This is a genomic window from Sphingobacterium sp. 40-24 (assembly GCF_001899705.1).
Taxonomy (GTDB): domain Bacteria; phylum Bacteroidota; class Bacteroidia; order Sphingobacteriales; family Sphingobacteriaceae; genus Sphingobacterium; species Sphingobacterium multivorum.
This window is the reverse complement of the sequence record NZ_MKWH01000008.1, coordinates 1-26043: the sequence shown is the minus strand read 5'-3', so window position 1 is coordinate 26043 and position 26043 is coordinate 1. Positions and strand designations below refer to the sequence as shown.

29 protein-coding genes are annotated in these 26043 nt (G+C 38.5%); 17 read left to right on the top strand and 12 right to left on the bottom strand.

What is annotated here, in order from left to right; all coding sequences use genetic code 11:
* Positions 1–51 precede the first annotated feature (51 nt).
* Together BGP15_RS02455 and BGP15_RS02450 are read left to right on the top strand one after the other, a co-directional pair.
* Positions 52–426, top strand: coding sequence for a hypothetical protein (locus BGP15_RS02455; RefSeq protein WP_147281970.1), 375 nt, complete (start codon positions 52–54; stop codon positions 424–426).
* A 91-nt stretch (positions 427–517) separates the two neighbouring features.
* Positions 518–964, top strand: a complete 447-nt coding sequence (locus BGP15_RS02450) for a hypothetical protein (protein WP_115045793.1) — start codon at positions 518–520, stop codon at positions 962–964.
* Between the two features lies 1 nt (position 965).
* Here the strand turns inward: BGP15_RS02450 and BGP15_RS02445 are convergent, their stop codons facing one another.
* Positions 966–1415, bottom strand: a complete 450-nt coding sequence (locus BGP15_RS02445) for a hypothetical protein (RefSeq protein WP_147281971.1) — start codon at positions 1413–1415, stop codon at positions 966–968.
* A gap of 302 nt (positions 1416–1717) precedes the next feature.
* On the opposite strand from BGP15_RS02445, the gene BGP15_RS02440 reads away from it, so the two are divergent.
* Together BGP15_RS02440 and BGP15_RS02435 are read left to right on the top strand one after the other, a co-directional pair.
* The gene (locus BGP15_RS02440; RefSeq protein WP_115045798.1) at positions 1718–2152 is read left to right on the top strand and encodes an SRPBCC domain-containing protein; all 435 of its coding nucleotides are present in this window, start codon (positions 1718–1720) and stop codon (positions 2150–2152) included.
* Positions 2153–2197: 45 nt separating this feature from the next.
* On the top strand, positions 2198–2983 hold the full coding sequence (locus BGP15_RS02435; protein ID WP_115045801.1) for an alpha/beta fold hydrolase: 786 nt from the start codon (positions 2198–2200) through the stop codon (positions 2981–2983).
* A 34-nt stretch (positions 2984–3017) separates the two neighbouring features.
* Here BGP15_RS02435 and BGP15_RS02430 read toward each other — a convergent pair whose 3' ends face one another.
* Complete coding sequence (locus tag BGP15_RS02430) at positions 3018–3218, bottom strand: YqaE/Pmp3 family membrane protein (RefSeq protein ID WP_046674694.1); 201 nt, start codon at positions 3216–3218, stop codon at positions 3018–3020.
* Positions 3219–3503: 285 nt separating this feature from the next.
* Here BGP15_RS02430 and BGP15_RS02425 point away from each other — a divergent pair, with 285 nt between their 5' ends.
* A complete protein-coding gene (locus BGP15_RS02425; protein WP_139144971.1) occupies positions 3504–3707 on the top strand; it encodes a hypothetical protein in 204 nt (67 codons plus the stop codon).
* Positions 3708–3814: 107 nt separating this feature from the next.
* On the opposite strand, the gene BGP15_RS02420 is transcribed toward BGP15_RS02425, so the two are convergent.
* Positions 3815–4360, bottom strand: coding sequence for a hypothetical protein (locus BGP15_RS02420; protein ID WP_115049336.1), 546 nt, complete (start codon positions 4358–4360; stop codon positions 3815–3817).
* Positions 4361–4608: 248 nt separating this feature from the next.
* Here BGP15_RS02420 and BGP15_RS02415 point away from each other — a divergent pair, with 248 nt between their 5' ends.
* Complete coding sequence (locus BGP15_RS02415; protein WP_115049334.1) at positions 4609–5055, top strand: GNAT family N-acetyltransferase; 447 nt, start codon at positions 4609–4611, stop codon at positions 5053–5055.
* Positions 5056–5255: 200 nt separating this feature from the next.
* On the opposite strand, the gene BGP15_RS02410 is transcribed toward BGP15_RS02415, so the two are convergent.
* A complete protein-coding gene (locus tag BGP15_RS02410; RefSeq protein WP_167450473.1) occupies positions 5256–6314 on the bottom strand; it encodes a transglutaminase-like domain-containing protein in 1059 nt (352 codons plus the stop codon).
* A gap of 481 nt (positions 6315–6795) precedes the next feature.
* Here BGP15_RS02410 and BGP15_RS02405 point away from each other — a divergent pair, with 481 nt between their 5' ends.
* Positions 6796–7581 carry a hypothetical protein gene (locus BGP15_RS02405; RefSeq protein ID WP_236560222.1) on the top strand — a complete coding sequence of 262 codons (786 nt, stop codon included), beginning with the start codon at positions 6796–6798 and terminating at the stop codon, positions 7579–7581.
* Between the two features lie 105 nt (positions 7582–7686).
* Positions 7687–8826 carry an acyltransferase family protein gene (locus tag BGP15_RS02400; RefSeq protein ID WP_070565408.1) on the top strand — a complete coding sequence of 380 codons (1140 nt, stop codon included), beginning with the start codon at positions 7687–7689 and terminating at the stop codon, positions 8824–8826.
* 135 nt (positions 8827–8961) lie between these two features.
* Here BGP15_RS02400 and BGP15_RS02395 read toward each other — a convergent pair whose 3' ends face one another.
* The 3 genes from BGP15_RS02395 to BGP15_RS02385 all read right to left on the bottom strand — a co-directional run bounded on the left by BGP15_RS02395 (position 8962) and on the right by BGP15_RS02385 (position 11432).
* The gene (locus BGP15_RS02395) at positions 8962–9462 is read right to left on the bottom strand and encodes a hypothetical protein (protein ID WP_070565406.1); all 501 of its coding nucleotides are present in this window, start codon (positions 9460–9462) and stop codon (positions 8962–8964) included.
* A 90-nt stretch (positions 9463–9552) separates the two neighbouring features.
* Positions 9553–10236: a dihydrodipicolinate reductase C-terminal domain-containing protein gene (locus BGP15_RS02390; protein WP_115049329.1), complete on the bottom strand. Its 684-nt coding sequence runs from the start codon at positions 10234–10236 to the stop codon at positions 9553–9555.
* A gap of 140 nt (positions 10237–10376) precedes the next feature.
* The gene (locus BGP15_RS02385) at positions 10377–11432 is read right to left on the bottom strand and encodes an SDR family oxidoreductase (RefSeq protein ID WP_115049327.1); all 1056 of its coding nucleotides are present in this window, start codon (positions 11430–11432) and stop codon (positions 10377–10379) included.
* A gap of 88 nt (positions 11433–11520) precedes the next feature.
* Between BGP15_RS02385 and BGP15_RS02380 the strand changes: the two genes are divergently transcribed.
* The 7 genes from BGP15_RS02380 to BGP15_RS02350 all read left to right on the top strand — a co-directional run bounded on the left by BGP15_RS02380 (position 11521) and on the right by BGP15_RS02350 (position 17134).
* Positions 11521–12309, top strand: coding sequence for an AraC family transcriptional regulator (locus tag BGP15_RS02380; protein ID WP_115049324.1), 789 nt, complete (start codon positions 11521–11523; stop codon positions 12307–12309).
* 140 nt (positions 12310–12449) lie between these two features.
* The gene (locus BGP15_RS02375) at positions 12450–13016 is read left to right on the top strand and encodes a DUF6624 domain-containing protein (RefSeq protein WP_115049322.1); all 567 of its coding nucleotides are present in this window, start codon (positions 12450–12452) and stop codon (positions 13014–13016) included.
* Between the two features lie 32 nt (positions 13017–13048).
* Positions 13049–13636: a TetR/AcrR family transcriptional regulator gene (locus BGP15_RS02370; protein WP_046674594.1), complete on the top strand. Its 588-nt coding sequence runs from the start codon at positions 13049–13051 to the stop codon at positions 13634–13636.
* A 140-nt stretch (positions 13637–13776) separates the two neighbouring features.
* On the top strand, positions 13777–14079 hold the full coding sequence (locus BGP15_RS02365; protein ID WP_147282053.1) for a hypothetical protein: 303 nt from the start codon (positions 13777–13779) through the stop codon (positions 14077–14079).
* A gap of 7 nt (positions 14080–14086) precedes the next feature.
* Positions 14087–14317 (top strand): hypothetical protein, encoded by a 231-nt coding sequence (locus BGP15_RS02360; protein WP_046674596.1) that lies wholly within the window; start codon positions 14087–14089, stop codon positions 14315–14317.
* A gap of 304 nt (positions 14318–14621) precedes the next feature.
* Positions 14622–15677 carry an NAD(P)-dependent alcohol dehydrogenase gene (locus BGP15_RS02355; RefSeq protein ID WP_115049320.1) on the top strand — a complete coding sequence of 352 codons (1056 nt, stop codon included), beginning with the start codon at positions 14622–14624 and terminating at the stop codon, positions 15675–15677.
* Positions 15678–15835: 158 nt separating this feature from the next.
* Positions 15836–17134, top strand: a complete 1299-nt coding sequence (locus BGP15_RS02350; RefSeq protein ID WP_115049318.1) for a cryptochrome/photolyase family protein — start codon at positions 15836–15838, stop codon at positions 17132–17134.
* Between the two features lie 76 nt (positions 17135–17210).
* Here the strand turns inward: BGP15_RS02350 and BGP15_RS02345 are convergent, their stop codons facing one another.
* Complete coding sequence (locus tag BGP15_RS02345; protein WP_046674599.1) at positions 17211–17996, bottom strand: alpha/beta fold hydrolase; 786 nt, start codon at positions 17994–17996, stop codon at positions 17211–17213.
* 221 nt (positions 17997–18217) lie between these two features.
* Here BGP15_RS02345 and BGP15_RS02340 point away from each other — a divergent pair, with 221 nt between their 5' ends.
* The gene (locus BGP15_RS02340) at positions 18218–18772 is read left to right on the top strand and encodes a cysteine hydrolase family protein (RefSeq protein ID WP_115049316.1); all 555 of its coding nucleotides are present in this window, start codon (positions 18218–18220) and stop codon (positions 18770–18772) included.
* A gap of 85 nt (positions 18773–18857) precedes the next feature.
* Here BGP15_RS02340 and BGP15_RS02335 read toward each other — a convergent pair whose 3' ends face one another.
* Positions 18858–19709 carry a helix-turn-helix domain-containing protein gene (locus BGP15_RS02335; protein WP_046674601.1) on the bottom strand — a complete coding sequence of 284 codons (852 nt, stop codon included), beginning with the start codon at positions 19707–19709 and terminating at the stop codon, positions 18858–18860.
* 560 nt (positions 19710–20269) lie between these two features.
* Positions 20270–21031, bottom strand: a complete 762-nt coding sequence (map, locus tag BGP15_RS02330; RefSeq protein WP_115049314.1) for a type I methionyl aminopeptidase — start codon at positions 21029–21031, stop codon at positions 20270–20272.
* 335 nt (positions 21032–21366) lie between these two features.
* Between map and BGP15_RS02325 the strand changes: the two genes are divergently transcribed.
* On the top strand, positions 21367–22002 hold the full coding sequence (locus BGP15_RS02325; protein ID WP_046674603.1) for an NAD(P)H-dependent oxidoreductase: 636 nt from the start codon (positions 21367–21369) through the stop codon (positions 22000–22002).
* Between the two features lie 66 nt (positions 22003–22068).
* Here BGP15_RS02325 and BGP15_RS02320 read toward each other — a convergent pair whose 3' ends face one another.
* Together BGP15_RS02320 and BGP15_RS02315 are read right to left on the bottom strand one after the other, a co-directional pair.
* Positions 22069–24480, bottom strand: a complete 2412-nt coding sequence (locus BGP15_RS02320; RefSeq protein WP_115049312.1) for a TonB-dependent siderophore receptor — start codon at positions 24478–24480, stop codon at positions 22069–22071.
* Between the two features lie 248 nt (positions 24481–24728).
* Entirely contained in the window at positions 24729–25700 is a 972-nt protein-coding gene (locus BGP15_RS02315; RefSeq protein ID WP_286768602.1) for a glycosyl hydrolase family 95 catalytic domain-containing protein, read from the bottom strand.
* Positions 25701–26043 lie beyond the last annotated feature (343 nt).

Here is a 26043-nt window from a genome sequence, read left to right as displayed (position 1 = left end):
AGGAAAAATGTAGCTAAGAAATATTTATACGGTGTTAAAAAAAGCTATGAAATGAATGATCATTTTGAGACAGATAAATTAAGAAAACTGTCATCACGTCCCTTTTTATTTGGTATAGAAGATAATCTGCTAAGTGACGAAGATTATTTTTTTGATGAAAATTATTTCTACGCTGTCGGTCGAAGAGGCGGGGCAGGTAGATCCTTTAGGTTAGTGGATATCATTGCGCTTCGTAGGACATCGACTCAAATTAATAATCACTATATCTGGCAAGTCGTCGTTCAATTGGATAGTAAGGGACAGTCCATTTTCAGTTTTACGCATAACTATTCCCTCTGGAATAGGAATTTCTATGCTTTTTATCAAAAAATACGGGAACTAAATCCACATGCAATCAAATCAAAATGGAGTTTGTGGAGGATGTAACAAATTCAATTTCAGCGTTTGTTTTGTACTGAAAAAGTTGTCGTAACTAAAACCGTAATCTAATAGCTTTTGTTATCCTAAGTAAAAGTTTATGGGCAAATTACGATTATTGATCATGAATGTGTTGGCAATTTTTATTTATGGAGCTTGTCAATTTCCTCAGCGCCCACCACAATCCAGTACAAATGAATCTAAGCACAAGGCACAGGAATTACCTTCTAACGTAACCTTTTTTGGTGGTGGAAGATCTAAGGAAATGAATATGGTATCAGGGAAAACAGATACTATTTTCATTTCAGTCCATCAGGCAGATTCGGTTCTTATCAAAATAAAAACTCCCATGGATACAGCCAATGTACGAATTAGTCAGCTTTTTCTGCCCGATGGTTCTTCTGATGGTCCTTTTGGCAAGGAGTTTACCTATAGATTTAAAGATATTGGCCAATATCATATTACTGTGAATGAGAATAAAATGATAGGGAATCATTATTCAGGGCCATATATAGTGCAAATTGTGCCAATAGTTCAATCTTTCTAGGCTATTCGACATCACCTTTGTATTTAATCGTATTATTTACATAAAGCACTGATTTTTTAGCATCGTATCTATAGTTATCCTTCTGATAAATGTCGTTTTCAACTTTATCTAGGATAACGGTTTTTTTACTGTCATCAGGTAAGAATAATTCTAGCTTTGATTTATCCTCGCTAAGGACAACAAAGGCACTAATGACAGCTTTTCCTTCTTCTTTCTCCGTTGGATTTAGGCGTAAGCCAACATTAAAGACCTGGATACATCCTTGTTTGATCTCACTCCAAGTTTGTCCTGCCGCGACCAAGCAACCGTGCTCATCCTTGTTGCCGCCGATCGACGAGGTTGCTTCTTCCTTGCTTTGATCAACTGCTTCTTTGGATTCATTGTTCTTGGGAGTATTATTACAGGCCGTGAAAGTAACAAGACTCATTGCTATAAATGCTAATTTTCTCATTTGAATCGGTTTTTATATGTTCCATGAGGTTCGTACAATAAATATACCACAGTCATCAGTTTATTCTTTATCGACCCACTACGTTAGATTTTCATCCTTTAATTAGCTATAAAGTGTATCTCTACAGTATCGCAGAAAAATGTGTAGCGTACGTCAATATTGTCATAGGACAAGTCGAATTTCTGTATAGTTTATTAATATTGTGATGTCGTTCAATGTAGCCTTTTATCTCAGTACATTAAACGGAATGATTTTAAACCGGTGTAGATAGATAAAAGGATTCTTATCATTTAAAACATCCTATGAAACATAAAGATCAACCTGTAAAAAAATTGGTTTCGGTTATTTTAGTTGAAAAGCAGCTAACCGATGTTTGGAAATACTGGAATGATGCTGAGGCAATTATGCAATGGAATATTCCATTTGACGATTGGCACTGTCCGGCTGCTGGTATCGATTTTAGGGAAGGAGGGATGTTTAATTTTAGAATGGAACAAAAATATAGTCGCGAAGGATTTGATTATGTGGGTGTGTACGATGAGATTATTTGGATGGAGTCTATTGAAAGTAACAGTGGGGGAAGAAAGTGTATTGTGGAATTTCAGGCGATTGACAACAATACAATTATTCGCGAAACTTTCGATCCTGATCCGTTTACAAGTTTGGACCTGCAACAGTCTTTTACCGATGGGGTCTTGTTAAGTTTTAAAAAATTTATAGAAAACAAATCGCTGTAGAAGCGTGTTGCTAATGATAAAAATATAGACCATTTAGTATAAATTATGCGTGAAATAGAATCGAAAAGCGGTTATGCACCTGCTAACGGGATAAAACTTTACTACGAAATATTTGGCACAGGAAAACCTCTCGTACTGATTCATGGTGGTGGCTCCTCCGGTTTTTCGGATTTTGAGGAGACTGTAAAAAGGTTGCATGATCAGTATCAGTTGATTTTGATAGATCTCCAAAATCATGGAAGATCCGATCATCGATCCTCAGCTGAAACATTCGAGCAGGATGCCAAAGATATTTTGGCTGTTCTAGATTTTCTTTCCATCGGAAAAGCTTCGTTTTTTGGCTTTAGTAATGGAGCGACAACCCTTTTGAAATTTGCGACGATGTATCCAGACAAGGTCGAAAAGCTGATAGCAGCATCTGGAAATACCAAAAGAGAGGGGCTTCTGGATGGTTTTTTTGAAAGTATGGAAGCGTCAACTATTAACGATATGCCGCCATTTCTGAAGGAGAATTTTATGAAGCTGAACCCAGATCCAGAGAAGTTTAGAAATATGTATGAAAAAGACAGCCAGCGCATGATACACTTTCAGGATTTTGACGCCGAATCCTTAACGCGTTTGACCTGCCCCGTATTTTTGCTAGGCGGAGACCAAGATGTTGTGAAAACGACACATTTAGCTGCTATGCAACAGCAGATTCCTGCTGCACGATTACTTATTCTACCGGCAAATCATGGCAACTATATGATGGCTGATTTTAATGGCGATGTCGACGTTGAACTGATTGATTTTACATTAAAACAAGTACAACAATTTTTGGAATCTAAATGATGTTCGGGTTATCGAATAACGGAGCCCTAATGATTTATCGGTAATTGCGCATATTGCGTTCCAATTTACGCATGCGCTGTTCATTTTTCCCGTCAACACGCGATGCAACCGCCCATATGGCTGCGGGTATCCAACCAAGTATAGTTATCTGAAGGATCAAACAGAGAATGCCACTTAGAATTTTACCACGTAAAAAAAACGATAACCAAGGAAGTAAAACTGCTATTAGTATCATAAGTAAAAGGTTTATAAACATTAAAATACAAAATTACGGTATTCACTACTAAAAATTGCAAATAATATCAACTTAAGCAAAATAAGTAGTTTTTTTTAGAATTGTAATGTATTGATATATAACGCTTAGTGGTTTTGTCCTGTTAGCTTATGTAAATGTTAAGAAAACTTAAAACATGCTATTGGATAGCCAAATTTAAAAATTTTAAGGAGGAGTGGCACCAAAGTTGATGTTTCCCTGTCGAATATTTTAGATGCAGATTACATATAATAAATGACGGAAAACATGGGAAACGATAATAATATTATTGAGAATTTAAACAGCAAATATCATGGATATCTAGAAGATGAGGGGAAATGGCTCAATGAAGGATTTAAGAATATTTTCATCGATGGGGAACCAAGTAAAGCAAATCTGAAAACCTCGGTTTATCTGATGTTACCCCAAGAGATCAGAGAATATGTCGATCAGTTGTTACCCAACGATTGATTATAAAATTATACGAACAAGTAAATCAAATTAAAAGTTTACTAGGATCAGTTTGTCCTGATTTTAGTAAACTTTCTTCTTTAAAAAAAAAGGACCAGTAAATCTTATTAAATGCCGAATTCTTTCACGGTTTGGCAAATTTGCTCTTTTTGTTTTCGGCTTAATACGTTCAACATGGTCAGGATTTCTTTACCTTGAAAAGTCTCAAGCTCAAGTCTCGGACCCAACCAATTGCTTTCAATAACGCGGATATTAACGATTTGAATGTAGGGCACGAATACCAGCGCATCCAGATCTGCCAAAGCCCACACACTCCCGGTCTTTTTTTCGATCCGTTTAAAATACAATCCTTTTTTATCTGTCCGGGCTCGGATAACTTTCCTGCTGTTTTTTAGAAGAAGGAAGCCGCCGATAATAAAAGATAAGTGGAGTAACAGCATAAATAATGAGACTAAAAAGCGAAATACGTCTTTAAAGTCAAGTACCATGGCGCTGAAATTCTCTTTAAGTGAATTATGAGGATGATAACCGATAAAACAAGTCGATATCCCCATTAAAATCAAAATACTGCCAATGATAATGGATCGCCAATTTGGTAGGTAATAATTGATAAAGGTTTCACTGTCTGTAGCTGCTAATTTTCTCCTTTTCATATCTAAATATAGGGACCTTATAAATTGACTGCATCGAAGAATTACAATTCGTTCAGAAGCATTTATAATTCGACAACTATTAGTTATAGGGGCATGAAGTCTGTTTTTGAAATTATTATGAACTTGTTTATTGGTCGCATCGAAATCCATGCTACCGAAGATTGGACCACTGTACATCTGCTATCTGGATGAGGTTGATACGAAAGAGTTAGGATACATTTGCACTATAAATCAAACTATTTAATGAAATGAATTATAACATTAGAAAGGCAAGTCTTGAGGATCTTGATCAAGCAGCAGCGTTATTCAATCTTTATCGAATTTTCTACAGACAGGAATCGGATTTGGAAAAAGCCAAAGAATTTTTGAGGGAGCGATTTTTGAACGGAGAGTCAGAAATCTTTTTGGCAATCCAGGGCGAACATGCGGTTGGTTTTGTTCAGCTTTATAAATTGTTTCATTATACTAAATTGCAGCGGCAGTGGTTGTTGAGTGATCTATTTGTGCATCCTGATCATCGGAGTAAAGGTCTTTCGGTTCGGCTTATAGATCGAAGTAAAGCTTGGTGTGAAGAGACTGGAGCTTGTGGTCTGATGCTTGAGACCGAGAAAACAAATGTTATCGGTAATAGTCTTTATCCGAGGTGTGGATTTGAATACGACGGCATGCATAACTATTATCATTGGTGGCGATAACTTTAATTGGATCGTCAGTGCACTCCCGCGCCTGGCGATCCAATTGGCAACTGAGATTAATTAGACGGCATCGACAGTCATTTTACCCCATTGGGCACTGCTGCCTGGATTAAGATTTTGAATCCGTGCTATCACTTCATCACTCACTGTTTGGTCAAAAATATTTTTCATAATTTCAATTTACGAAATAATAATCTACATTAATTGAAGTATAATATCACATTTAAAGGCTCATCATTTACAGTTACTTTCTTTTCGGTAGGCCCATTTTTATTGCTGTACCTCAATGTATAAGACTGATTTTTTTTCACGATAAATGTTAAATGATCATTCGCATCCTGCAGTTTAGTAGCAGTCGAGCCTCCGCCAATTTGATCATTTCCTTGGAAGATATCTACATTGCATTTTGTTCTTCCTTCCGGTTGACATTGATCCTTACTGAGATACATGGTTACGTTTAGACGGGTGTAAGATTTGTCCTTCAATTGTTGGCTATATTGCTGATTGAATAGATCAATATAGCGCTGAGAAACATTATCGGCATACACTTCTGTTTCACTCCACGCCGGGAATGAGGTAGCTGCCGGTTTGTAGGAAGCCGCATAAATAGAATGTTCCTTGCTATTCGGATCGGCTTTACCCGCGTCTGCTAAAAACCAGCTGTAATTCAGGTCTTTGTCCGGATAATATTCAGTAAAATACCATTTACCATTAATCCACACCTCGACCCAACTGTGGTTACCACGGTTGTCATGCCAGTTTGGCGTTCCCGCAATCCGAGCCGGTATACCTACTGATCGCAATGCGTCGATCAATAAAATGGATAATCCGGTACAAGAAGCCATTCCTTGGCTTATCGATTCAGATGGATTTTGATTTGCTTTTTTTCGTTGCGTATTGTAATCGACTTTCACTTCATCTCTGATATTCTTATTTATGGCTACAATGGCATCTTTTATCGTTTTGCTATTTGTCACATATTTTGAGAAACGATCGTAGAAGTCACCACGCCAATCGTCGAGATCTTCAGAAAAAACCCGATAGGGCAATACCTCATTTAGAAAAATTGAATCTGGAATTTCCTTTGCCCAGGAAAACGTTGATCTTGCCTGGTAAGCCTTTTCAATATTATGGATAAGATGATCACTCTTAATAGTCGTTAAATCATTCTTGGGCATATAAGCTATGAGAAAAGCCGCCCCTTCACGCATTTCTTTGGGTAGATTCGCTAGTACTTTCTCTAATTCAGTGCGATTCATGCCGGCAGCTTTTAGTGCATTTTTGACCGGTTTTTGATACTGACTTGGCAACGAGGAAAGCTTGAAATCTTGTGCAGATACGTTGAAAAAAATGGCTGTAGACAAACAGCAGAAAACGAAAGAAAATACCTTTTTGAACATCATATGAGCTTGCTTGTTCTTGATCTATTTAAATTAACACAATTTGTATATTTCAAACATAGATAAATTGATTTTTATATGCAAGAATACGTTTTATAGTCTGACTAGTAGCTTGGAAGCCCAATTTACTTAGTGATGTTTCTGAATTTGAGCAGAAGGACTCCCAAATAGCAAGCGACCACGAATGATGTACTTTGGATTGCGCTGCACTTCTAAAAAGTCAAAAGGTGTTAATCCCGCACAATTTCATTTGCAAATGAATACAAATTTATTTTAGTTTGAAGATCTTTACGGCAAAGTAAAGATCATAACCCAAAAAATAATTTAAATGACAATTCCGATGAAGCCGTTTCATTTTCTATATTATAGTGTATGCTGTCTGATCCTTTTATCGGGTATGCTGTATTCCTGTCAATCGCAAGATCCAGACAGGGTGATACTTGAAAAATTGGATAGAACCTTTAATGCATCCAAATTTTATGGCCCCAAGATAAAAAGGAGCGAAGAGTTGCTGCATGCAGACGTTAAAAGTATGGATAAGAAAGAGTTGAAAGAAGTCTTTGAAACCGCCATATTTAAAAAGGATACGCTTGCTGTTTTTAATTCAGAAGGGAGTTTGCCAACACCATTTTATATCGAGTCTACTGCAGTCTGGGGAACACGAAAATTAAAGCCGGTCAGAGATTTCGGTTATCGTTACACCACGGTTTCTTACAATGAAGATAAGGACACCATAGCTATATTAAACGGAGTTCCTTTTCCAGCGTTGACAGTGGCAGAGGATAAAAATGGTGAATTTGCTTATCTATATGCACTGAAGACTTCAAAAAATAAAGATGATTTTCAAAATATTTACAACTATCTACAGAAGACGTTTACAAAATTGAAGGTTCAAGATGATGCTGGAAGTGATATAAAAGGTTGGGAAAATAAAGACTTTTACTATTTTTTGCATAAAAAAAATAGAAGGGAAGAACAGATTTTTTCATTTGGAGAAGATGAAGACGACAAGCCGATGACTACAGACATCACCGATATCCGTTTGGAAATTTATTCTAAAATTTACATCCAAGATATGCAAAAAGAGCAGGTTTACTTACCGGATTATATTCCCAGTGTTAATTAACAGCCTTTAAAAATGGAGCACCGGTAAACTTGTTACAAATCTGCATGGACGATTTTGTTTATATTTACGCCCTTGTAAAAAAATCAATCAAATCGTTTTGTTTTTATGTCCGATACTCAAATACCGACTTCCGTTTATGCAGATACCAAACCACATTATGCAGTACTTGACGGGTTACGCGGTGTAGCAGCTATAACTGTTGTTTGCTTTCATATTTTTGAAGCCTTTGCGACGAGCCATTTAGACCAGCGTATTAATCACGGTTATTTGGCCGTTGACTTTTTCTTTATGCTTTCAGGTTTTGTCGTGGGCTATGCTTATGACGATCGTTGGAAGACAATGACAATAAAAGAATTTATCAAGCGTCGGATAATACGTTTACATCCGATGGTTGTAATGGGTGCGATCATTGGAGCAGTCATGTTTTATTTTCAGGGATGTTCTGTTTGGGATGTGACTAAGGTGACATTTTCTTCGCTGGCAATCGCGACCCTTTTGAATGCCTTGTTGATTCCTGCCATTCCAGGGCAAGAAGTGAGAGGGCTTGGGGAGATGTTTCCATTAAATGGGCCGAGCTGGTCGTTGTTTTTCGAATACATCGGTAATATTCTGTATGCATTGATTATTCGTAGATTTTCAACCAAAGTATTGGCTGGGCTCGTTGTTTTATTCGGGATAGGGTTGGCGGCCTTTGCGATATTGGGACCTTTGGGAGATATCTGTGCTGGTTTTTCACTCACAGAAACGGAATTTACGGCGGGTTCACTTCGTCTTTTGTTTTCATTTACAGCAGGCTTATTCTTATCTAGAGTATTTAAGTCTTTACAGATCAAGGGCGCATTTTGGATTTGTAGTTTGATCCTAGTGCCACTTTTGGCTATGCCGCGCATTGGTGGTGCCGAGCAACTATGGATGAATGGTTTATACGACACGCTATGTTGTGTCGTGGTTTTCCCTTTACTCGTTGTGTTAGGCGCTTCTGGCAAGGGCGGTAATGGTATTACAAGTTGGCTTTGCAAGTTTTTAGGTGATATATCCTATCCTTTGTATATGGTACATTATCCCTTTATCTATCTATACTATGCTTGGGTTAAGAATGAAAATCTGAGTTTTGAAGAGTCGTTGCCCGGAGCAGCGGCTGTTGTGATCGGAAGTATTGTGCTTGCATACGGCTGTTTGAAGTTATACGATATACCCGTACGGCAATATTTGTCAAAACGATTTCTAAAGGCAAAAGGGAAATAGATGCTAGCAAACTAATCCTATTATTTATTGTAAAATAAGAAAACACCATTTTTTGGTGTTTTTTTATGCATGTTACCTAGGACAGTGATCTGTACATAGAGAAAATATCTTGTCATGTTAAATAACGCTTCAATGTCAGTCTTTTTCAAAAAAAACGTTGTTATATTTCGACGAATAAAATACCAAATAGAAGCCTAAAGGGCTTCGGTATACCGTTGGATCTGAAGCAAGAATATGATGAGCGGGGAAGTCCATCCACAGTTTTAAGCGTGCGGATTGGTAAGGACAGACTGTTTCGATCTTGCCTTTGTAAACTTTGGATACTTTACCCGCACTTACGACGTTGAAATAAATCGAATCGTTATCCTTTATGACAAAATTGTAGCTATTATATTGCCAGTCAGCTTGTTTTCCTGGGAACAGGTCACGCTTTATGTGGTAGGTACCATAATAATCTTCTTTTTTTAGGATTTTTGGGCTCGTGATCCATTGAAAAAATTGAGACAAAGAAAAAAGTATAATTGCGCCACCGATCAGAGATAAAATTGCATACCCGAAGAATCGTCTTTTTGTGATAACCCCGCATAACAGCAGAATTATCAGCAACGGTATAAAGATAAATACTCCAAATCCCATATTTTTTGATGTTGTGGCCTTAGAAGAAAATCAAATGGATTTTCCTCTTACTCCTCTTGTAGAAAGCTCCTTTCTAAATTGAAAGTTTAACTAAAGTAGCCCCATAGCTACCAAATCCAACACAGTATGCCTTCTATTGGCTAATTTATTGTTGACACATGCTTCAAGGATTTTTTTGACACCATTTGAATAAGAATCATGTCCGAGGACCTTGGTCTCAATTTTAATTTCATCATTTTTATCTTTGATCACAATCTGATGGTAGGCATGCTTTTCTAAGTAGGCAACGGGAATATTGATTTTATAAGCTTGCGTTTTTGCATCGCGAATAGAGATAACGCGTTCATGAGCGACATGTAAAGAATTGGCTATATGATAAGCTGTACCTGGTTCAGTAAGCTTGGAAGACTGATGAGACTCCATAATAGATATTTCGTAGTCTTTGAAATTATGACCAAATTGTTGAAGCATATGGAGTGTTTTTAGCAAAAGTATGGAGGTATTTGGGCAAATGACAAGTGGAAATGCAGTCTCGAGCTTTTCGGTCTCTAGCCCTGTAGACAATTCAATGAATACCGAATCCGTACGTGCACAAAAATCAAGACAATCTTGCAGCTCCCGACCCGATCCGGCATGTATAATGATCGATGGCGACGACGTTGTAATGGATGGCTGCCAAGGTAGAATTTCTACATTGGGGATGGAATAATCGGCTTCCAGTATCGCGTTTGCCAGTTTTCCTGATCCAACTACAAAGGCTTTTTTTGTATTCATATTGTTTGTTTTATGAAAACATCCGCTATCCTTTTGACTATGAAACGATAAAATGATACCGGATGAAATTGCAATGAAGTAAAGGTTATGCTTGAGCCGGGTAAGTTACAAAAATAGACGGTAAAATTTAATCTTTGCTATTATGGAATTATTCTTTTTTTACGCATTTCGTCAAAGAGCTGATAAAACATTTGTTCGGTGTCAATAAATTCATGAAAGCCGAGACGCCTTGCCTTTGTGCCATCGGCAAAAAAATCATAATCCCAAGAAAATACAAAATCGCCAAAAGGCCAAGCTGAAACTTGATCATAGCTATAGCTTAATAAATGCTTTTCTCTTAATTTTTGCCATATAGGCTCCTTATCTGCCATCATTGTGTTGAGTGATAGCGGAATAGGATCAGCGCTTTCCATACCAAAATAGGCCGCTAATTTGGGCCATAGTTCCTTCCAGCGGAAGAGATCGCCGTTGTTAATGTTGAAGGCTTGATTGGCCGCTTGTGGATTGGTCGAGGCCCATACCGTTGCTTTGGCTAATAGTGTTGCATCGGTCATTTCCATCAATGTCTGAAAAGCGCCAATTTTTCCTGGAAATCGAAGTGGAATACCGAGTTCTTTTGAGATAGATGCATATACAGCAATGAGCATCGCTAGATTCATGGGATTATTGGGGGCCGTTCCACCAACAACTGACGGACGCATCGCTGACCAAGTCCATTTCTTACCCTTTTGCAATTGTTCGAGGTATTGCTGTTGGCTGGTATTGAATTCCGGCGGCATATGTCCGGCATCTGATTCTTTGGCTGGTGTTTTGAAAGGGCCCAGATGAGCACCATATACTTTATACCCTTGCATTAAGCTGATGTGCTGAAGATCACTTGCTACCGGTTCCACCGCGGTCAAAACATTGCTTAGCATTTTCATATTGGGCTCCACTAGCTCAGCCCAGGTCGGTCTATCCTGATAAGCAACGTAGTAAATATGGGTTACGGTATCCAAGTTGCCTAGCTTTTTGAGACAATCGGCTATATCCAATAAATCTACAGCGATAAAACGAACGTTAACCCGATCGGCATTTGCTCGTCGTGATAAACCTATAATTTCCCATTCCTCCATCTTTTCAAGATAGTCTATGAGATTGTTGCCAATAACGCCATTGGCGCCAACAACTAAAGCGGTGTTTTTTCTAGTCTTCATCTTTCTATATTACTTATAGGGCCAAAGTTAGTTGGAAGCCTAGTGGGTTTTAATGTAAAAATCCAATATAATTAGGTATATTTCTGAAATGAAACGTTATCGTCAGTTTGAACCGGTGCTTATTTCAGGGTTTAAGATGCTTGAATGGACTCATCCGGAACACAATCACAATCATTACGAGTTCATTTTTATTCGTGAGGGGACAGGGCGACATATTGTTAATGGGCATTCATTTCCTTACAAAGCAGGGTCGATCTTTCTACTAGGGCCAGATGACCAACATTATTTTGAAATCGAACAACTCACCCATTTTGTATATCTTAAGTTCACCGACGCCTACCTTGGTCGTAACAGTTCGGGTTCTACGTCCGCTATACAACAGCTGGAATATCTTATAAAAAGTAGAGAAACTCATCAGATGGGGTTTCAATTAGTTGGAGAAGATAATGCGATAATAACACTGATCTTTGATACCCTTCTCTTATTAAGAAAAGATCAAATTGGAAATCAGGAGCTTATTTGGTTCCAATTATTCAGTGTTGTGCATGTTTTGCAGCGGAATATGCCCGAATTGCGTAGCAATAGTTTTAAAAGCCGTGACCTGCAGGCCATGTTTTGTTATATCCATAAAAATATTTACGATCCCAATCGTTTACGGATACAAATAATGGCGGAGCATTTTAACATTGCCAACGATTATCTCGGTATTTACTTTAAACGTCAGGCAGGAATTACCTTACGCGAATATATTCAAAACTACCGCAATACCTTAATACGTCAAAGAATAGCAACAGGAAGAGTTACCTTAAAGGAAATTGTCGCTGAATTTGGGCTGACTGATGTAAGCCACCTGAATAAGATTATACATAAAACGTAGTGTATTTCCGTCGATGTATTCAAATCAAACGTAATCTAGCAATAGTTGAGCAAAATAGCGTATGAATGTAATAGGTTACCGGCCGAGGGGGAAAGGATTTAGAGAAGTAAAATACGTATTAAAAATTTTAGAAAATTGAGATGTTATATAGAAATATTGCGGAAGAGATTATCCGATTAGGGCAGGACGAAGAATCAATGCGGGAAAAGTTATTGCAGAGGGGAGAGCTTCATGGGGGATATCATGTGGAGATGGAAACCATTCACCGACGGAATGCAAAAAGATTACGTGAAATCATTGCCGAAATAGGTTATCCAACTATTTCAAAAGTCGGCGAAGCAGCTAGCAATTCAGCTTGGCTGATTGTTCAGCATGCGATAGGAGAACCTCAATTTATGCAAGATTGTTATCAGTTGCTTCTTGATAATATCATGGACATCAATCTCGCAAATCTGGCTTATTTGCACGATCGAATTCAGGTTTTCAAAAGTAAGCCGCAACGTTATGGGACACAGTTAAGCAGCTGTGGCAGTATTTATCCCGTGGAAGATAAAAATGCAATAAACAGCTTAAGGAGCACAATGAACCTTTTACCCCTTAATCCTAAAGAAATGAATAAAATTGAAGATGTGGAGCGAATTCCATTTCTGGATCAGGAGAACGACACCTACAATGAGTGGCGAAAAAAAGTTGGCTGGGTGAATTGATTTTTCGACATTTTTTGTAGATTTGTCGAGTAATGACAGGTCAACAAGAAAATATTAAAGAGGAAATTATCTTATCATCCATGAAAGTGTTTGAAACCTATGGATTTGCAAGGGTTTCCATGCAGGATATTTCAAAAGCTTGTGGAAAGGGGCGGAGCACGTTGTATTACTATTTTACCAGTAAGATGGATGTCTTTGATGCGATTGCGGAGTACTTATGTCAGCAAGTGTTTGAGGTCGCGAGTAGAACTTATAACAGGGAAGCTTCACTGGAAGATAATTTAGTTGGTTTTTTACAAGCAAAACTACGTCAGATTAATTTAATTACGAAACGCTTTCATCTCGCATTCGAAGATATGAAATCCGACCCAGCCTTGATGGTTTCAAAAACACGATACATGCTGGATGACGAGATTAAGCTGATTCGTGAAATGATTGAATTAGCCGTTAGGAAAGAAGAAATTCAGGCCTTGGAGGAAAAGGATATCCTGTTTTTATCGGAAATGTTAGTGACAACATCACGTTGTTTTGAGCAGGAAGTTTTACTTTTTGATCGTTTTCCGGATTTTGAAGCGAGGCTTTCCTGGTTGACAAGTATATGTGTTAAGGGGCTGCGCTAGCCATTCGACAGGATAACGAGAATAAGTTATTGTAAATAGTAGGGACGTATATCGTTCTTTTTTTAGGAGGTGGTTTCGACAAAAATACAGAATATGTCTATTTTGATTGATCGATTCTTTTTATACAGACAATAAACAGGATGACAACTATGGTGTTAAATGCGAAAGTAGGCAAGTCGGTGGATAGCTTTGCATCAGAAAGATGCGTTTTGGTCATGGTGGAGACAGAGGAAACGATCCGCCCTGAAATGATGGGGGTACTGGATCCCGATATCGATTGTTATTTATTGATACACAATGATGTGGAGCGCTTGGATAGCCTCGCTCTTGCGCTGGAAAATGAAAATAAAAGGGTTCGACTAGCCCGAGATTTTGAGGAACTGAAACAGATGCCTTTTTTGAACCACCAATTACAACAAATTGCCGTTAAAATTTTGAAATAATCTAAATATGTATAAAGTTGTTTATTCTTTATCTCGTAAGCTGAAGTGGAAAGCCAGCGAGATTTATCATTTTCTCTATCAGAGTTTCCCGGAGATAAAAAATATTGATTTATTGTTGGATGATCAGCAATTTTTGCTTGTCCTGCGGATTAGTACCCGATTGGAATTTTCTATTCTGAACATCTGCCAGAAACAGGGGTTGGCAATGCAATTTGTACAGGTAGAAGATACTGATTAATCCGTCTGTACAGGTAGAAGATGCTGATTAGTTCGTTTGAACAGGTACAAAATCCTGACGAACCCGTGCGGTTTACAAAGCTTAGCTTATCACAGATGTTCAAGCATGATGCGATGAGCCGTAAAGAAACAGCAACTTGAGCTTTATGGCAACATAATTCTGAAAGTTGCTTTTTACTTTTGTTATCGTTCCTTCAAAACATTTTTTCCATCCATTGGTTAATTTTATCGTGCGGATGGAATCTGTGTTGTACATAGGAATTTTATGCAGTCATTTAAAACAGAAAACAACAATTTTATCAAGTATGAGTACATTTTCAATTAGAGCTTTTGGAACAAGTGCACCAACGGCCGATCTAAAACAGATGGATATTGAACGTCGCGAAGTGACGGAGAAAGATGTCGAGATTGATATCTTATTTTGTGGAGTTTGCCATTCGGATTTACATACAGCGCGAAACGAATGGGGTGGGACCGTTTATCCGAATGTACCCGGCCATGAAATTGTGGGGCGAATTACTCAAGTTGGCTCAGCGGTGACCAAGTTTAAAGTCGGCGATTTGGCTGGTGTAGGCTGTATGGTAGATAGTTGTCGCGAATGTGAAAGTTGTAAGGAAGGACTGGAACAATATTGTGAAAGTGGAAATATTCAAACCTACAATGGACACGATAAGCACCTTAATAAACAGACATTCGGCGGTTATTCCGAACGCGTTGTAGTAGACCAGGATTTTGTGCTCCAAATTCCTGAAAATTTGGATCTTGCAGCAACAGCGCCTTTATTATGTGCTGGAATTACCACTTATTCGCCTTTGAGGCATTGGAATGTGGGACCAGGAAAAAAAGTAGGTATCGTAGGTATCGGCGGCTTGGGACACATGGGGGTAAAAATAGCGAAAGCAATGGGAGCACAAGTTGTTGTCATTACAACGTCTGCGTCTAAAGTGGATGACGCCAAACGTTTAGGTGCCGATGAAGTGATCTTGTCAACTGATGCAGAACAAATGAAAGCGCATGCGGGAACTTTACATTTCATTTTAGATTGTGTTTCGGCACAGCATGACATCAATGCCTATTTAAGTTTATTGAAACGAGATGGTTCCCTGACTCTTGTTGGTGCTCCGGAGCATCCACTTCCTGTGGCTCCTTTTAGCCTGATTCCAACACGTAAGAGTTTTTCAGGTTCGATGATCGGGGGGATAGCCGAAACACAGGAGATGCTTGATTTTTGTGGTAAACACAATATTATATCCGACATAGAGCTGATTAAAATGCAGGATATCAATCATGCTTATGATAGACTATTGAAAAGTGATGTTAAATACCGGTTTGTTATTGACATGGCAAGTTTGAAAAACTAACACAATAAAATTATTCAATGCTGAACCATCAAGGGGAATTTCAAGTACCTTTGATGGTTCAGTCTGTTTATAGAGGTATTTTTACCTAATTATTGAGTTAACCTTTTACCCTTTAAAATTGTTAACATGGGTAATGATGGTAAATATTGGTCGTTTTTATGGAAAAAAATAAAATTATTGTGTTTTGGTTTCGTCGTGATTTACGGCTGGATGATAATGCCGGGCTTGCTCGCGCGCTGGCTTTGGGTTATCCGGTACTACCTATATTTATATTTGACGAGGAAATTTTGATGCAATTGGAGGATAAAAGGGATCGACGTCTTCATTACATCCATCAGGCTTTAACCCGTATCAATACTATACTAGGGGAAAGTGGTGCAACGTTGAATACGTTCTATGGTAAACCTATCGCTATCTACAGGAACTTGGTTGAAAAATTTGATGTGCAGGGCGTCTATTGTAATCGGGACTATGAGCCAATGGCAATTGCGCGGGACAAAGAAATTTTTGAGTTCTTTCAAGCTAAGGGAATTCCCTTCAAAGCTGTGAAAGATCAGGTTATTTTTGATAAAGCAGATATCTTAAAGAATGATGGGACACCATATACGGTTTATACGCCTTATGCAAAAAAATGGCGTGAGAAATTACGTCCTGAGGACCATCGTTCCTATACCTACGCAATGGAACCCTTCGTTCAGCAAAAGCATCAGCAGATCATTTCTTTGGAGAACTTAGGTTTTTTAGAGACCGATCTTAGCTTTAAAGAACCACACCTGGATGCTACTATCATTGATCACTATGATAAAACCCGCGATTATCCAGCGTTAATGGGCACTACTCATTTGGGGATAGCACTTCGTTTTGGAACAATCAGTGTACGTCGGTGTGTTACCTTTGCTTTAAAACACAATGCGACCTGGTTGTCTGAATTGATCTGGCGTGAATTTTTTATGCAGATTCTCTATCACTATCCGCATGTTGTTACCGAATCCTTTAGAAAGCAATACGACGCCATACAATGGCGGAACGATGAGGTAGAATTCCAGCAATGGTGTGAAGGACAGACCGGATATCCTTTAGTAGATGCGGGTATGCGCCAATTGAATACTTCCGGTTATATGCACAATCGCGTACGAATGGTCGTAGCCAGTTTTCTTTGTAAACACCTTTTGATTGACTGGAGGTGGGGGGAGGCCTACTTTGCGCAAAAATTAAATGATTATGATCTGTCGGCCAACAATGGTAACTGGCAATGGGCCTCAGGCAGTGGCTGCGACGCAGCCCCGTATTTCAGGGTTTTTAATCCGACGCTTCAGGCTGAGAAGTTCGATAAAAATCAGGAGTATATAAAAAAATGGGTTCCTGAATTAGGTACTCCAGCCTATTGTGAGCCTATGGTTGACCATCAGATTGCCCGTGATCGTGCGATAAAGACCTACGCAAAGGCGTTGAAATAATAGTCTTGAATGTCTACATCTTACGAGAGGTTTTAAGGACCAGCAAGTCGGAGTAGACATTCAATGTATCTCATTTTTATCGATCTAAAAACTCGGCAACGAATGCGTCGAATGCCTGTGGATTTTCAGCTTGAACCCAGTGACCAGCATTAGGAATTGTTTTAAATACGGCATTTGGAAATTGTTCCCTGATCTTAATCTTATCTTCAGGTAATATATATCTTGATTTTTCTCCTGGTAGAAATAATGTGGGGCCGTTGAATATTCCTGATTTTACCCCGACAGTAATAAACTCCGTATATTTATTTTTTAAAACATCCAGATTAAAGCGCCAATCTAATTTTCGATCTTCTCTGATATATACATTTTTTAATAAAAATTGGATAACACCCGGATCACTCAAGTAGTGTTCAATCTTTACTTGTACATCTTTCCTGTTTTCTAGTGTTGTAATATCTACAGCAGATAGCGCGTCGAATATGTCCTCATGATGTGGAGGATAAGCTTTCGGGGCTATATCAGCGATGATCAGTTTTTCAATCTTTTCAGGATGGTCAATAGCAAATTGCATCGCTACTTTTCCGCCTAGAGAATGGCCCAATAGCAATACTTTATCTGCTCCAATGGATGCAATATAGGATAGCAGATCGTCTACCATAACTTCCACCGACATATCTTCACTATGGAAACTTCGTCCGTGATTACGAAGATCGAGTAGATGTACCTGTCTTTTCTCGCCAAAACTACGACCAAAGGATCCCCAGTTGTCTGCCATGCCAAAAAGCCCATGTAGGACAATTAATGGAGTGCCACCGTTATCTGCGCCATATATTTTGCTGTGTTGTAATTCTTTCAATGCCATGATATCTATTATTACGATTTATCACCTGTATGTGACGTTTATATGCAGCGAAGTTAGCTTTTGTTGGTGATTTTTTGATCGAAATTATGTAAAACATTACATAACTTTCTATCCATCCCGTCTTATCGCTCTTATCAAAATGGTAGTATTTGGTGATTTATTGGTAGGTCATCGCCGCTAAATCCAGCTTAATTTTGTATTAAACTTAATTCATAAAATAGATGAGAAATAGCGCATTAATAGTCATTGATATTCAAAACGAGTATTTTGAAGATGGCGGAATGGAACTTGTGGATCCCTTAAAGGCAGGGATGAACGCCAGAAGAGTGATCGACCAATTTAGGCGAGAAAAATTGCCGGTGGTCCATATCCAACATATTTCCTCAGATCCAAAAGCAATGCCATTCTTTATTGATGGCACAAGAGCTGCCGAAATTCATGAAAGCGTGAGTCCAATGCCAAACGAGCTAGTAATACGTAAACATTTTCCCAACAGCTTTAGAGAGACAGAATTATTGGATTACCTTCGCAGCAATAAGGTCGAGAAACTTGTTGTCGTAGGCATGATGACCCATATGTGTATCGACGCTACGGTACGCGCCGCTGTCGATTTAGGTTTTTCATGTACTGTAATTGCTGATGCCTGTGCAACGCGCGATCTTGAGATTAATGGTTCCGTAGTTGCTGCACTGGATGTTCAGCATGCCTTTCTTGCTGCTTTGGCGTTCTTTTATGCGCAGGTTCAGGATATCGAGACGTACTTGGCACGCTATTGATTTATTGGGAAATCGGGCCATGGGGAGGCCGATCTGCATGGCGCGATTTCCATAGCGACAATTTGTATAATAGATAATTCAACATTTATTTGAATTCCTGAATAAATGCACTTATGGTTTTTCCAGTTTGAGTTTTAAAAAAACGCATTAAATGATTGGGTTCTGAAAAGTTAAGATCAAAAGCAATTTGATTAACGGAATGGTCAGAGTGGATCAGCAGATCCTGAATCTCGAATAGTAACCGTTGTCGAAGTAAGTGGGCTGCTGTGGTATTAAACTGTGCCTTAACGGCCTGATTTAGTGTAATCCTACTTATTCCCATAAGTGTCGCATATTCGTTTACCCGTTGTTTCTCCCGAATGAACTGTTCCATAAGTTCTTTGAATTGATAGGCGAAGTTATTTTCCGCTTTTTGGTTCGGAAGCATATTTAAGCGTGCATATTTTCGGTTTAAAGTTTGCAATAGGTAATAAAGTAAAGAACGAATAATATGGACACTATCTGCTTGGGTTTCCATGAGTTCAAGTTTAATTTCGGCGAGAAGACCTAAGAATTTTGACATATGTGTGTCATCTGCTATAATCTGGGGTACATAACTAAGCTGGTAGAAATATAATAGTTTGTATGTGAATAATTTATCCGAAAAGAAATCATTTAAAAAGTCTTCCTGAAAAATCAATGTTGTAAACTCAAGGTGTTCAGGATCCAGTTCCCAGGTATGTTTCTGAAAAGCTGAAATAAAGATAATTGAATTGTCGGACAAGGAGAGGATCTCTTGCCCCAATATCAATCTGCCTTTCGCTTTTTTGAAAAATAGAATTTCAAAAAAGTCTTTATGGTAAGTTTCTTGATGTGTATAATCCGTTTCTATTTCGTTGAGGACATTCAACAAGAAGTCAACACCGCATTCTCCCTTATGGAATTTTATTGTTCTCAATCTAGATTACTTTAATCGATCAAAAATACTAAACTTTATAAGTTACACCAGCCTAAATACAAATATTATCGTAGCGTTTTATCCCACATGTTTATTCAGGCAGCTGAGCAAGGATTAAGGGTTGGAAGCGAAGAGTTTGGAACAAAGGTTTTCTAATGTTTGGTGTTTTTCAAAATAGTTTTCAAAACAGTTAAAAGACAATAGTTGAGGGGCATGTGAAGACGAGTGAAGCTGAATTTTGAATACGAGAATAAAATTTTTATGAAAAGTGATTTTCATCACTTTTTTGCTGAGAAGAATAAGCTATTTTTACTGCTGTAGTCAGTTATCCAGTGAGATTAATCTTTGGGTTTGACAAAAATTATTTAGCCATAAAAATATATTATTTGGGGGTTTTCTCGTTATGAGAGGCCCCTTAATTATTTTAACAACCTCTATCCTGATGTAAAGGGTTGATGCACTATACCACAAGTTTGGAGTCTTGTTTAAAGAAAATAGGTCTTTTCGATAGCTTTCAATAATTTGCTCGAAAAGACCTCTAAGTATCTTCTTATGACTGGTTAGTAAATTGCATTCTGTGCAGTTAATATAACGGGATAGCCATCGGTAATGAGAATCGTATGTTCGTGTTGTGCCATGAATCCACCCTTGTCCCCAACCATTGTCCAGCCATCGTTGAGTTCGGTTGCGTATGTGGAGGTCGTTGAAATAAAGGTTTCAATAGCAACAACGGTATTTTTTCGAAATCTTCGTTGGTCGAAGCGGTTTTTATAGTTAAGCAGTTCGTCGGGCTCCTCGTGCAGACTTTTTCCTACACCATGTCCCCCAAGGTTCTTGATGACTTTATACCCTCTTTTTTTAGCCTCAGTTTCGATTAGATGCCCAATATCCGCTATTTTCACACCACCACGAATATTATTGATTGCCTTTTGAAGAATTTCTTTCGATGCATTGACCAATTTTTCGTGTTCAAAGATGTCCTTTCCTATAACAAAGGAACAACCATTATCAGCCCAATATCCATCTAATTCGGCAGATACATCGATATTGATCAAATCGCCTTCTTGCAATATCCTTTCCGCCGTAGGTATTCCGTGGCAAAATTCGTTGTTTATACTGATACACGTGTAACCTGGGAAATCATAAGTGAGAGCGGGAGCAGATTTTGCACCCATGCTTTTTAATATTTCGGCTCCATATTCGTCAAGCTCCTTCGTGGACATGCCCACTTGAGCATGTTCTATCATAGCTTTTAAGGTGATGGCAACAGCATCGCTCGCTTTTTGTATGCCTGTTAGCTCAGTTTCATTCGTTATAGACATTGCTGATGTTTTTATTGTGGAGCACGTAAGCCCTGTTTTCTATTTTGTTAAGGTATTACCACCGAGAACAAATGGTTCAAGGTCATTTTGTTATACCCGATGCAAACTAATACAAAGGTCCTAATAAAATTGAATAAAATAGGCATTTGTTTGCGATTAGAAGTAAATGTACAGTATTTTAGCCTTAAAAGTTTAGTAGCAAGTGCTAAATAACAATCTGTTTTTGTCCTAATTTTATTGCCTTAGTTCTTGATTTTGATGTTTAGACATTTATTTTTTTATGTATCTTTACATAACTTTATAAAGTTGCTATTGATCATTTAAACTAGAACAAAATGGCTTTATTGGATACCCTAGAATGGCGTTATGCCACAAAAAAATACGACCCCACAAAAAAGGTCGCTCAGGAAGACTTGGATAAGATTTTGGAGGCAGCACGGATGGCACCTAGCTCTTCTGGACTTCAACAGTTCCGTGTAATTGTGATTACGAATCAGGAATTAAAAGAAAAAATTGTGCCTGTGGCTTGGGGGCAACAAATAGTGGCTGATAGTTCACATCTATTGGTGTTTGCAGGATGGGATAGATACACCGACGAACGCATTGATAAAACCTTCGACAAGATGAATACCTTGAGAGGTTTACCTTTAGACACCACTGACGAGTATAAAAATAGGCTGAAAGGCCAATTAGCAAGTTTTACAGAAGAACAACAAGCGGCACATGCGGCGAAGCAAGCTTATATTGCTTTTGGTTTGGCAATTGCACAGGCAGCAGAACTAGGCGTTGATGCAACGCCTATGGAGGGTTTTTCAAATGCCGAATTGGATGAATTACTTGGTTTAGATAAGCTAGGATTGAAGAGTGCGGTTATGCTTCCGTTGGGTTATCGGATGGAAGAACAAGATTGGTTGTTGAAGCTGAAAAAATTTAGACTTCCAAAAGAGGAATTTTTGATTGAGCTCGCATAAATTGTAGTTCACGTTAAAAAAAGCGTTTCCACCATTGTCGAAACGCTTTTTTTATAGAAAATATTTTTAAAATTGATAGGCAACACTTCCAAGTACATTTCTAGGCATTTGCGGGTTTACCGTTGTCCATCCTTTGAAATAAGTTTGATTTCCTAAATTGTTTGCTTTGAAGGCGAATTCAAAATGTTTAAATCCATAAGATAGACTCGCGTTCAGGAGTGTGTAAGACGGAAGGGTAAATGTGCCAGTTGCAACACTATTGGTAATTACATTTTCACTTGCATAATTCATGCCGATACCAAATCCTAGTCCTTTTAGTTTTCCTTGCTGTAAGCTATAGTTTGCCCAGATGTTGGAAAGATGTTTAGGCCCAGCTTCTGTCGGACGTAGGTTGTTGACATTCTTGTCTGCTTTAGTCATCTTACTATTGTTATAACTATAGCTCATAATGAGGTTTAGACCTTGAATAGGGGCCAATGTTACATCAAAGTCAACTCCCCGGCTCAAGCGCGTGCCGTCCTGTACACTAATATTATAGGTTTGTCCGTCAATGGTGACTATGTCAGGACGAAGCATATTATCTACTGAAATGTCATAGTAACTTGCTGTCAGGCCTAATTTGTTGTTTAAAAGGTCTAATTTGACTCCGGCTTCCCATTGTTTGGCTTGTTGGGGCTTGAAGTCTCCCGAGATGCTGGGATGTGGCTGTACAACTGGAGATACATTTTTAAACCCATTTTGATAATTGGCGAATAGTGATACCTGACCTTTTACAGCTTCATAAACCAAGCCAAAACGGGGTGAGAAAGCAGTCTGATGGTAAGTCCCAGTCGTTGTGTCTTTATCGAAGTTGTAGGTTCCTTTATTATCAAAATAATCCATACGCAACGCTAGGTTTAGATGTAGCTGCGATGTGAGATCCAATACATTTGAAACATAGGCTCCCAATACTTGATTTCGACCTCTATTGTTCGTTTTGGCTGCCGTTGAAGCGCTTATGGCTGCGTCAATGGTTCCTGCATTAAATTTATAGTAATCTGGATCATCTATTGCTGTGTTGATCTGGTCTACAAGGACATAGGGCGAATTATGTGTTTCTGTTTGCTGGTATAAATAATCCAGACCGACAAGTAGTCTATTGCGAAGCTCACCGATATGAAAATCACCAATAAAGTTCTGTTGAGCATTGATATTTTTTGCAGCATAATTTTGTTTACCAGCATATCTGTTAATAAGTGTGTCATTGCTGTTTTGTAGGTACATCACATATTGAAAGTAGCCATCGGCCTTCCGGTTGTTCCAGTTTACAGTGGTATTGGACGTCCACCGCTCATTAAACCGGTACACTACATTTCCGCGGAGGTTGGTGGTTGGGTTTTTGAATGTGACGTCGTTAGCAGTATAGGACTTATCAAAATCGAATTGGAGTGCCTCGGGGGTTCTGGCAAATAATTGACGTGAACGATTGAGAAAAACCATCAGTGGATTAGTAGCCTTGTTTTGGTAAAGTTCAACATCGAGTTGGATATCCAGTTTCTCGTTTGGTTTATAGGTTAGTGAAGGTGTAATAAACACCGACTTATTAAATCCTGCGTCTTGATAGGTACCTGTATGGGATAATGCTGTATTGATTCGTCCGAGCAATTTTTTATCTGCTGTTAATGGGCCATATATATCTGCCGTAAGGCGATGTTGTGCGAAACTTCCAAAAATATAATTTACCCGACCGCCCACGGTATCTAAAGGTTTTTTCGTGATATTATTGATTAATCCACCGAAACCAACAGCCGCACCGCCATATAATGAACCAGAGGGCCCTTTAATCACTTCAATTGTTTCGAGATTCGCAGGGTCTGGACTTGTACTGGAAATACCTACTACACCATTAATCATGGCAGCCTGCGTACTAAAACCGCGCAACGTGTAGTAACTAACACCGTCTCCGGGCCGTCCAGTCGCCGACCAAAGCTTATCAATTCCTGAAACGTTGGCTAATGCATCATCATAATTTGTATTCACCTGACTTTTTAGCAACTCTTTGGTAACGACAGCATACGACTGTGCGTTCTCCATATTTTTCAGTGGCATTTTGGAAACATATAAACTCTGTTTCCGTGTGAATTTGTTATTTCCTTTACCATTAATAACGATCTCTTGCAGTGTCGCTTGATTTTCAATTAAGTAAATATCAGGAACCCTATTTTTACCATCCGTAATTTCGACTTCCTGCTCATGTGGTTGAATACCTATGGCTGAGATGGCTAATTTTGCCTGACCCGGCTTAAGTGATTTAAATTGATATGAACCATTAGATCGTGTAGAAGTTGTTATGTTTTGCGGTTGTAGTCTGACGGTTATCCCTTCAATGGGCTTTCCGTCGGACGAAAGGATTTTACCCAGTATTTCTGCTTTGTGCTGTGCTTGCGCAAGTAGAGCTCCTGGGACAAGCAACATAAGGTAGATGATGATGCGATGCATTGAATATTTTATTTAGATTAATTATAAACAGAGGTAAAGTTATTGGTCCTATTGCATTTTTCAAAGGATTATCTATTATTTTTTATAATCATTCTAAATAATGTAATGTAACAATGCAAAGAACCCAAATTATCGCTTCGGATGATTTGGGTTCTTTGCATTGTTTGCACGCTATCAGCTGACTTAAATTGACTGTATCGGTACTGTGTAAGGTGTTTTTTTAATTTGGTAAGGCAAATCCATTGTTTTTATAGGCTACATAGGTTGACTGTTTGTCCCTTTTTTAATTTCACATATTGTATGGTGTTATCTCTCTGTATGAGCTTCTTAGTGCTGATGTGCATGAGTGCCTTGGGTTCAAAAATTCGAAAGGTACCATCTTCGGTAGCAGTTATTTTCAGCAGAACAATTTTATTTTCTTTTTTTTCAGCGCTTACGATAAATCCACCCATCGTTCTCAAATTTTTGAAAGACGCTGTTGCCCATTCAGCAGGTAAAGCCGGAAAAACTTCTACATAGTTATTTTTGCTCTGAATGAGCAATTCGTGTATTCCTTGTGCAAATGCAAAGTTACCTTCTAAGGTAAATGGTCGATACGTAAAGTCTGAATATTGCCCGCCTTTTTGGTCGCCATTCAAATGAAAGGAATTGGAGGAACAAAAGTTCTGCGCAAATTTTCGAAGATTGGTTACGGCTTCCTTTCCTTGTTTAGCGCGCGCGTGTAAACAAGCCATCCATGCAAAGGAATAACCAACCCACGCACGTGTACCCAGTTTTTTAATGTGATCTAGGGAGCTCTCAATGAGCTCTTTTTCCTGCGGATTATTGATGTCTAATAAATCCAATGGATAAATTGCCATATAGGGAGACATGTGACGGTGGGAATGTTTCATTGGAAGATTTACAGCAACCTGTAGCCCAGTTTCATCGGTCGCATAGTGAGGTAGTTGGGCCTTGCATTTTAACCAATTCTCTGCTTCTTGCGGTTTGCCCATTGCTGTACTCACCTCTGTAGCAGCCTGGAAAAGAAAATGCGCTAAACTAAGATCGAAATTAGTCCAATTGTCAAACCATGCTGATACACTATTGTCGTTGTATTCGGGACTGCTGCTCAAGGGCAGGTAACGGCGTTCATTTTTTAGTGTGGTTATATTTTTAAGGTAAGTTGCAGATTCCATGATATAGGGATAGGCTTGTTCTTTTAGAAAGGTTTTATCCATGCTATATTTCCATTGCCAATAAAAATGTTAGCTTGTAAATTTAAAACTCTGGATGGGGAGGTACTGACACTATTGTTACTTTTTTGCATACTATTTTAGCAAAGCGATGGCCTTGATACTGGAATCACGTTTAAGCAAATTTAACTGAGATGTATGCAGTGTATGAAATCAAAAAAGTGAGTTTGTATCGAAATTGTTATACTTTTTGAGACGAAAGAATATGGTATAAAAGTACCGTTTTTAGGGACTGCAGTTTAAGGTTCTTCCCCACTTTTGGTGGTAATACCATCATATTTGTCTTCAATTAGCGTTCATATTTTAATGAATGCATCAAAACTTGTTT

Excerpts from the sequence above, each read along its gene's own strand:
- BGP15_RS02315 (WP_286768602.1), bottom strand. The coding sequence starts at position 25,700 with ATGGATAAAACCTTTCTAAAAGAACAAGCCTATCCCTATATCATGGAA.
- BGP15_RS02360 (WP_046674596.1), top strand. The coding sequence starts at position 14,087 with ATGTATAAAGTTGTTTATTCTTTATCTCGTAAGCTGAAGTGGAAAGCC.
- BGP15_RS02405 (WP_236560222.1), top strand. The coding sequence starts at position 6,796 with ATGAAGCCGTTTCATTTTCTATATTATAGTGTATGCTGTCTGATCCTT.
- BGP15_RS02420 (WP_115049336.1), bottom strand. The coding sequence starts at position 4,360 with ATGAAAAGGAGAAAATTAGCAGCTACAGACAGTGAAACCTTTATCAAT.
- BGP15_RS02410 (WP_167450473.1), bottom strand. The coding sequence starts at position 6,314 with ATGAATCGCACTGAATTAGAGAAAGTACTAGCGAATCTACCCAAAGAA.
- BGP15_RS02400 (WP_070565408.1), top strand. The coding sequence starts at position 7,687 with ATGTCCGATACTCAAATACCGACTTCCGTTTATGCAGATACCAAACCA.
- BGP15_RS02435 (WP_115045801.1), top strand. The coding sequence starts at position 2,198 with ATGCGTGAAATAGAATCGAAAAGCGGTTATGCACCTGCTAACGGGATA.
- BGP15_RS02370 (WP_046674594.1), top strand. The coding sequence starts at position 13,049 with ATGACAGGTCAACAAGAAAATATTAAAGAGGAAATTATCTTATCATCC.
- BGP15_RS02390 (WP_115049329.1), bottom strand. The coding sequence starts at position 10,236 with ATGAATACAAAAAAAGCCTTTGTAGTTGGATCAGGAAAACTGGCAAAC.
- BGP15_RS02355 (WP_115049320.1), top strand. The coding sequence starts at position 14,622 with ATGAGTACATTTTCAATTAGAGCTTTTGGAACAAGTGCACCAACGGCC.
- BGP15_RS02380 (WP_115049324.1), top strand. The coding sequence starts at position 11,521 with ATGAAACGTTATCGTCAGTTTGAACCGGTGCTTATTTCAGGGTTTAAG.
- BGP15_RS02415 (WP_115049334.1), top strand. The coding sequence starts at position 4,609 with ATGAATTATAACATTAGAAAGGCAAGTCTTGAGGATCTTGATCAAGCA.
- BGP15_RS02365 (WP_147282053.1), top strand. The coding sequence starts at position 13,777 with ATGACAACTATGGTGTTAAATGCGAAAGTAGGCAAGTCGGTGGATAGC.
- BGP15_RS02385 (WP_115049327.1), bottom strand. The coding sequence starts at position 11,432 with ATGAAGACTAGAAAAAACACCGCTTTAGTTGTTGGCGCCAATGGCGTT.
- BGP15_RS02430 (WP_046674694.1), bottom strand. The coding sequence starts at position 3,218 with ATGATACTAATAGCAGTTTTACTTCCTTGGTTATCGTTTTTTTTACGT.
- BGP15_RS02375 (WP_115049322.1), top strand. The coding sequence starts at position 12,450 with ATGTTATATAGAAATATTGCGGAAGAGATTATCCGATTAGGGCAGGAC.
- BGP15_RS02345 (WP_046674599.1), bottom strand. The coding sequence starts at position 17,996 with ATGGCATTGAAAGAATTACAACACAGCAAAATATATGGCGCAGATAAC.
- BGP15_RS02455 (WP_147281970.1), top strand. The coding sequence starts at position 52 with ATGAATGATCATTTTGAGACAGATAAATTAAGAAAACTGTCATCACGT.
- map (WP_115049314.1), bottom strand. The coding sequence starts at position 21,031 with ATGTCTATAACGAATGAAACTGAGCTAACAGGCATACAAAAAGCGAGC.
- BGP15_RS02350 (WP_115049318.1), top strand. The coding sequence starts at position 15,836 with ATGGAAAAAAATAAAATTATTGTGTTTTGGTTTCGTCGTGATTTACGG.
- BGP15_RS02320 (WP_115049312.1), bottom strand. The coding sequence starts at position 24,480 with ATGCATCGCATCATCATCTACCTTATGTTGCTTGTCCCAGGAGCTCTA.
- BGP15_RS02395 (WP_070565406.1), bottom strand. The coding sequence starts at position 9,462 with ATGGGATTTGGAGTATTTATCTTTATACCGTTGCTGATAATTCTGCTG.
- BGP15_RS02325 (WP_046674603.1), top strand. The coding sequence starts at position 21,367 with ATGGCTTTATTGGATACCCTAGAATGGCGTTATGCCACAAAAAAATAC.
- BGP15_RS02445 (WP_147281971.1), bottom strand. The coding sequence starts at position 1,415 with ATGAGAAAATTAGCATTTATAGCAATGAGTCTTGTTACTTTCACGGCC.
- BGP15_RS02340 (WP_115049316.1), top strand. The coding sequence starts at position 18,218 with ATGAGAAATAGCGCATTAATAGTCATTGATATTCAAAACGAGTATTTT.
- BGP15_RS02440 (WP_115045798.1), top strand. The coding sequence starts at position 1,718 with ATGAAACATAAAGATCAACCTGTAAAAAAATTGGTTTCGGTTATTTTA.
- BGP15_RS02450 (WP_115045793.1), top strand. The coding sequence starts at position 518 with ATGGGCAAATTACGATTATTGATCATGAATGTGTTGGCAATTTTTATT.
- BGP15_RS02425 (WP_139144971.1), top strand. The coding sequence starts at position 3,504 with ATGGGAAACGATAATAATATTATTGAGAATTTAAACAGCAAATATCAT.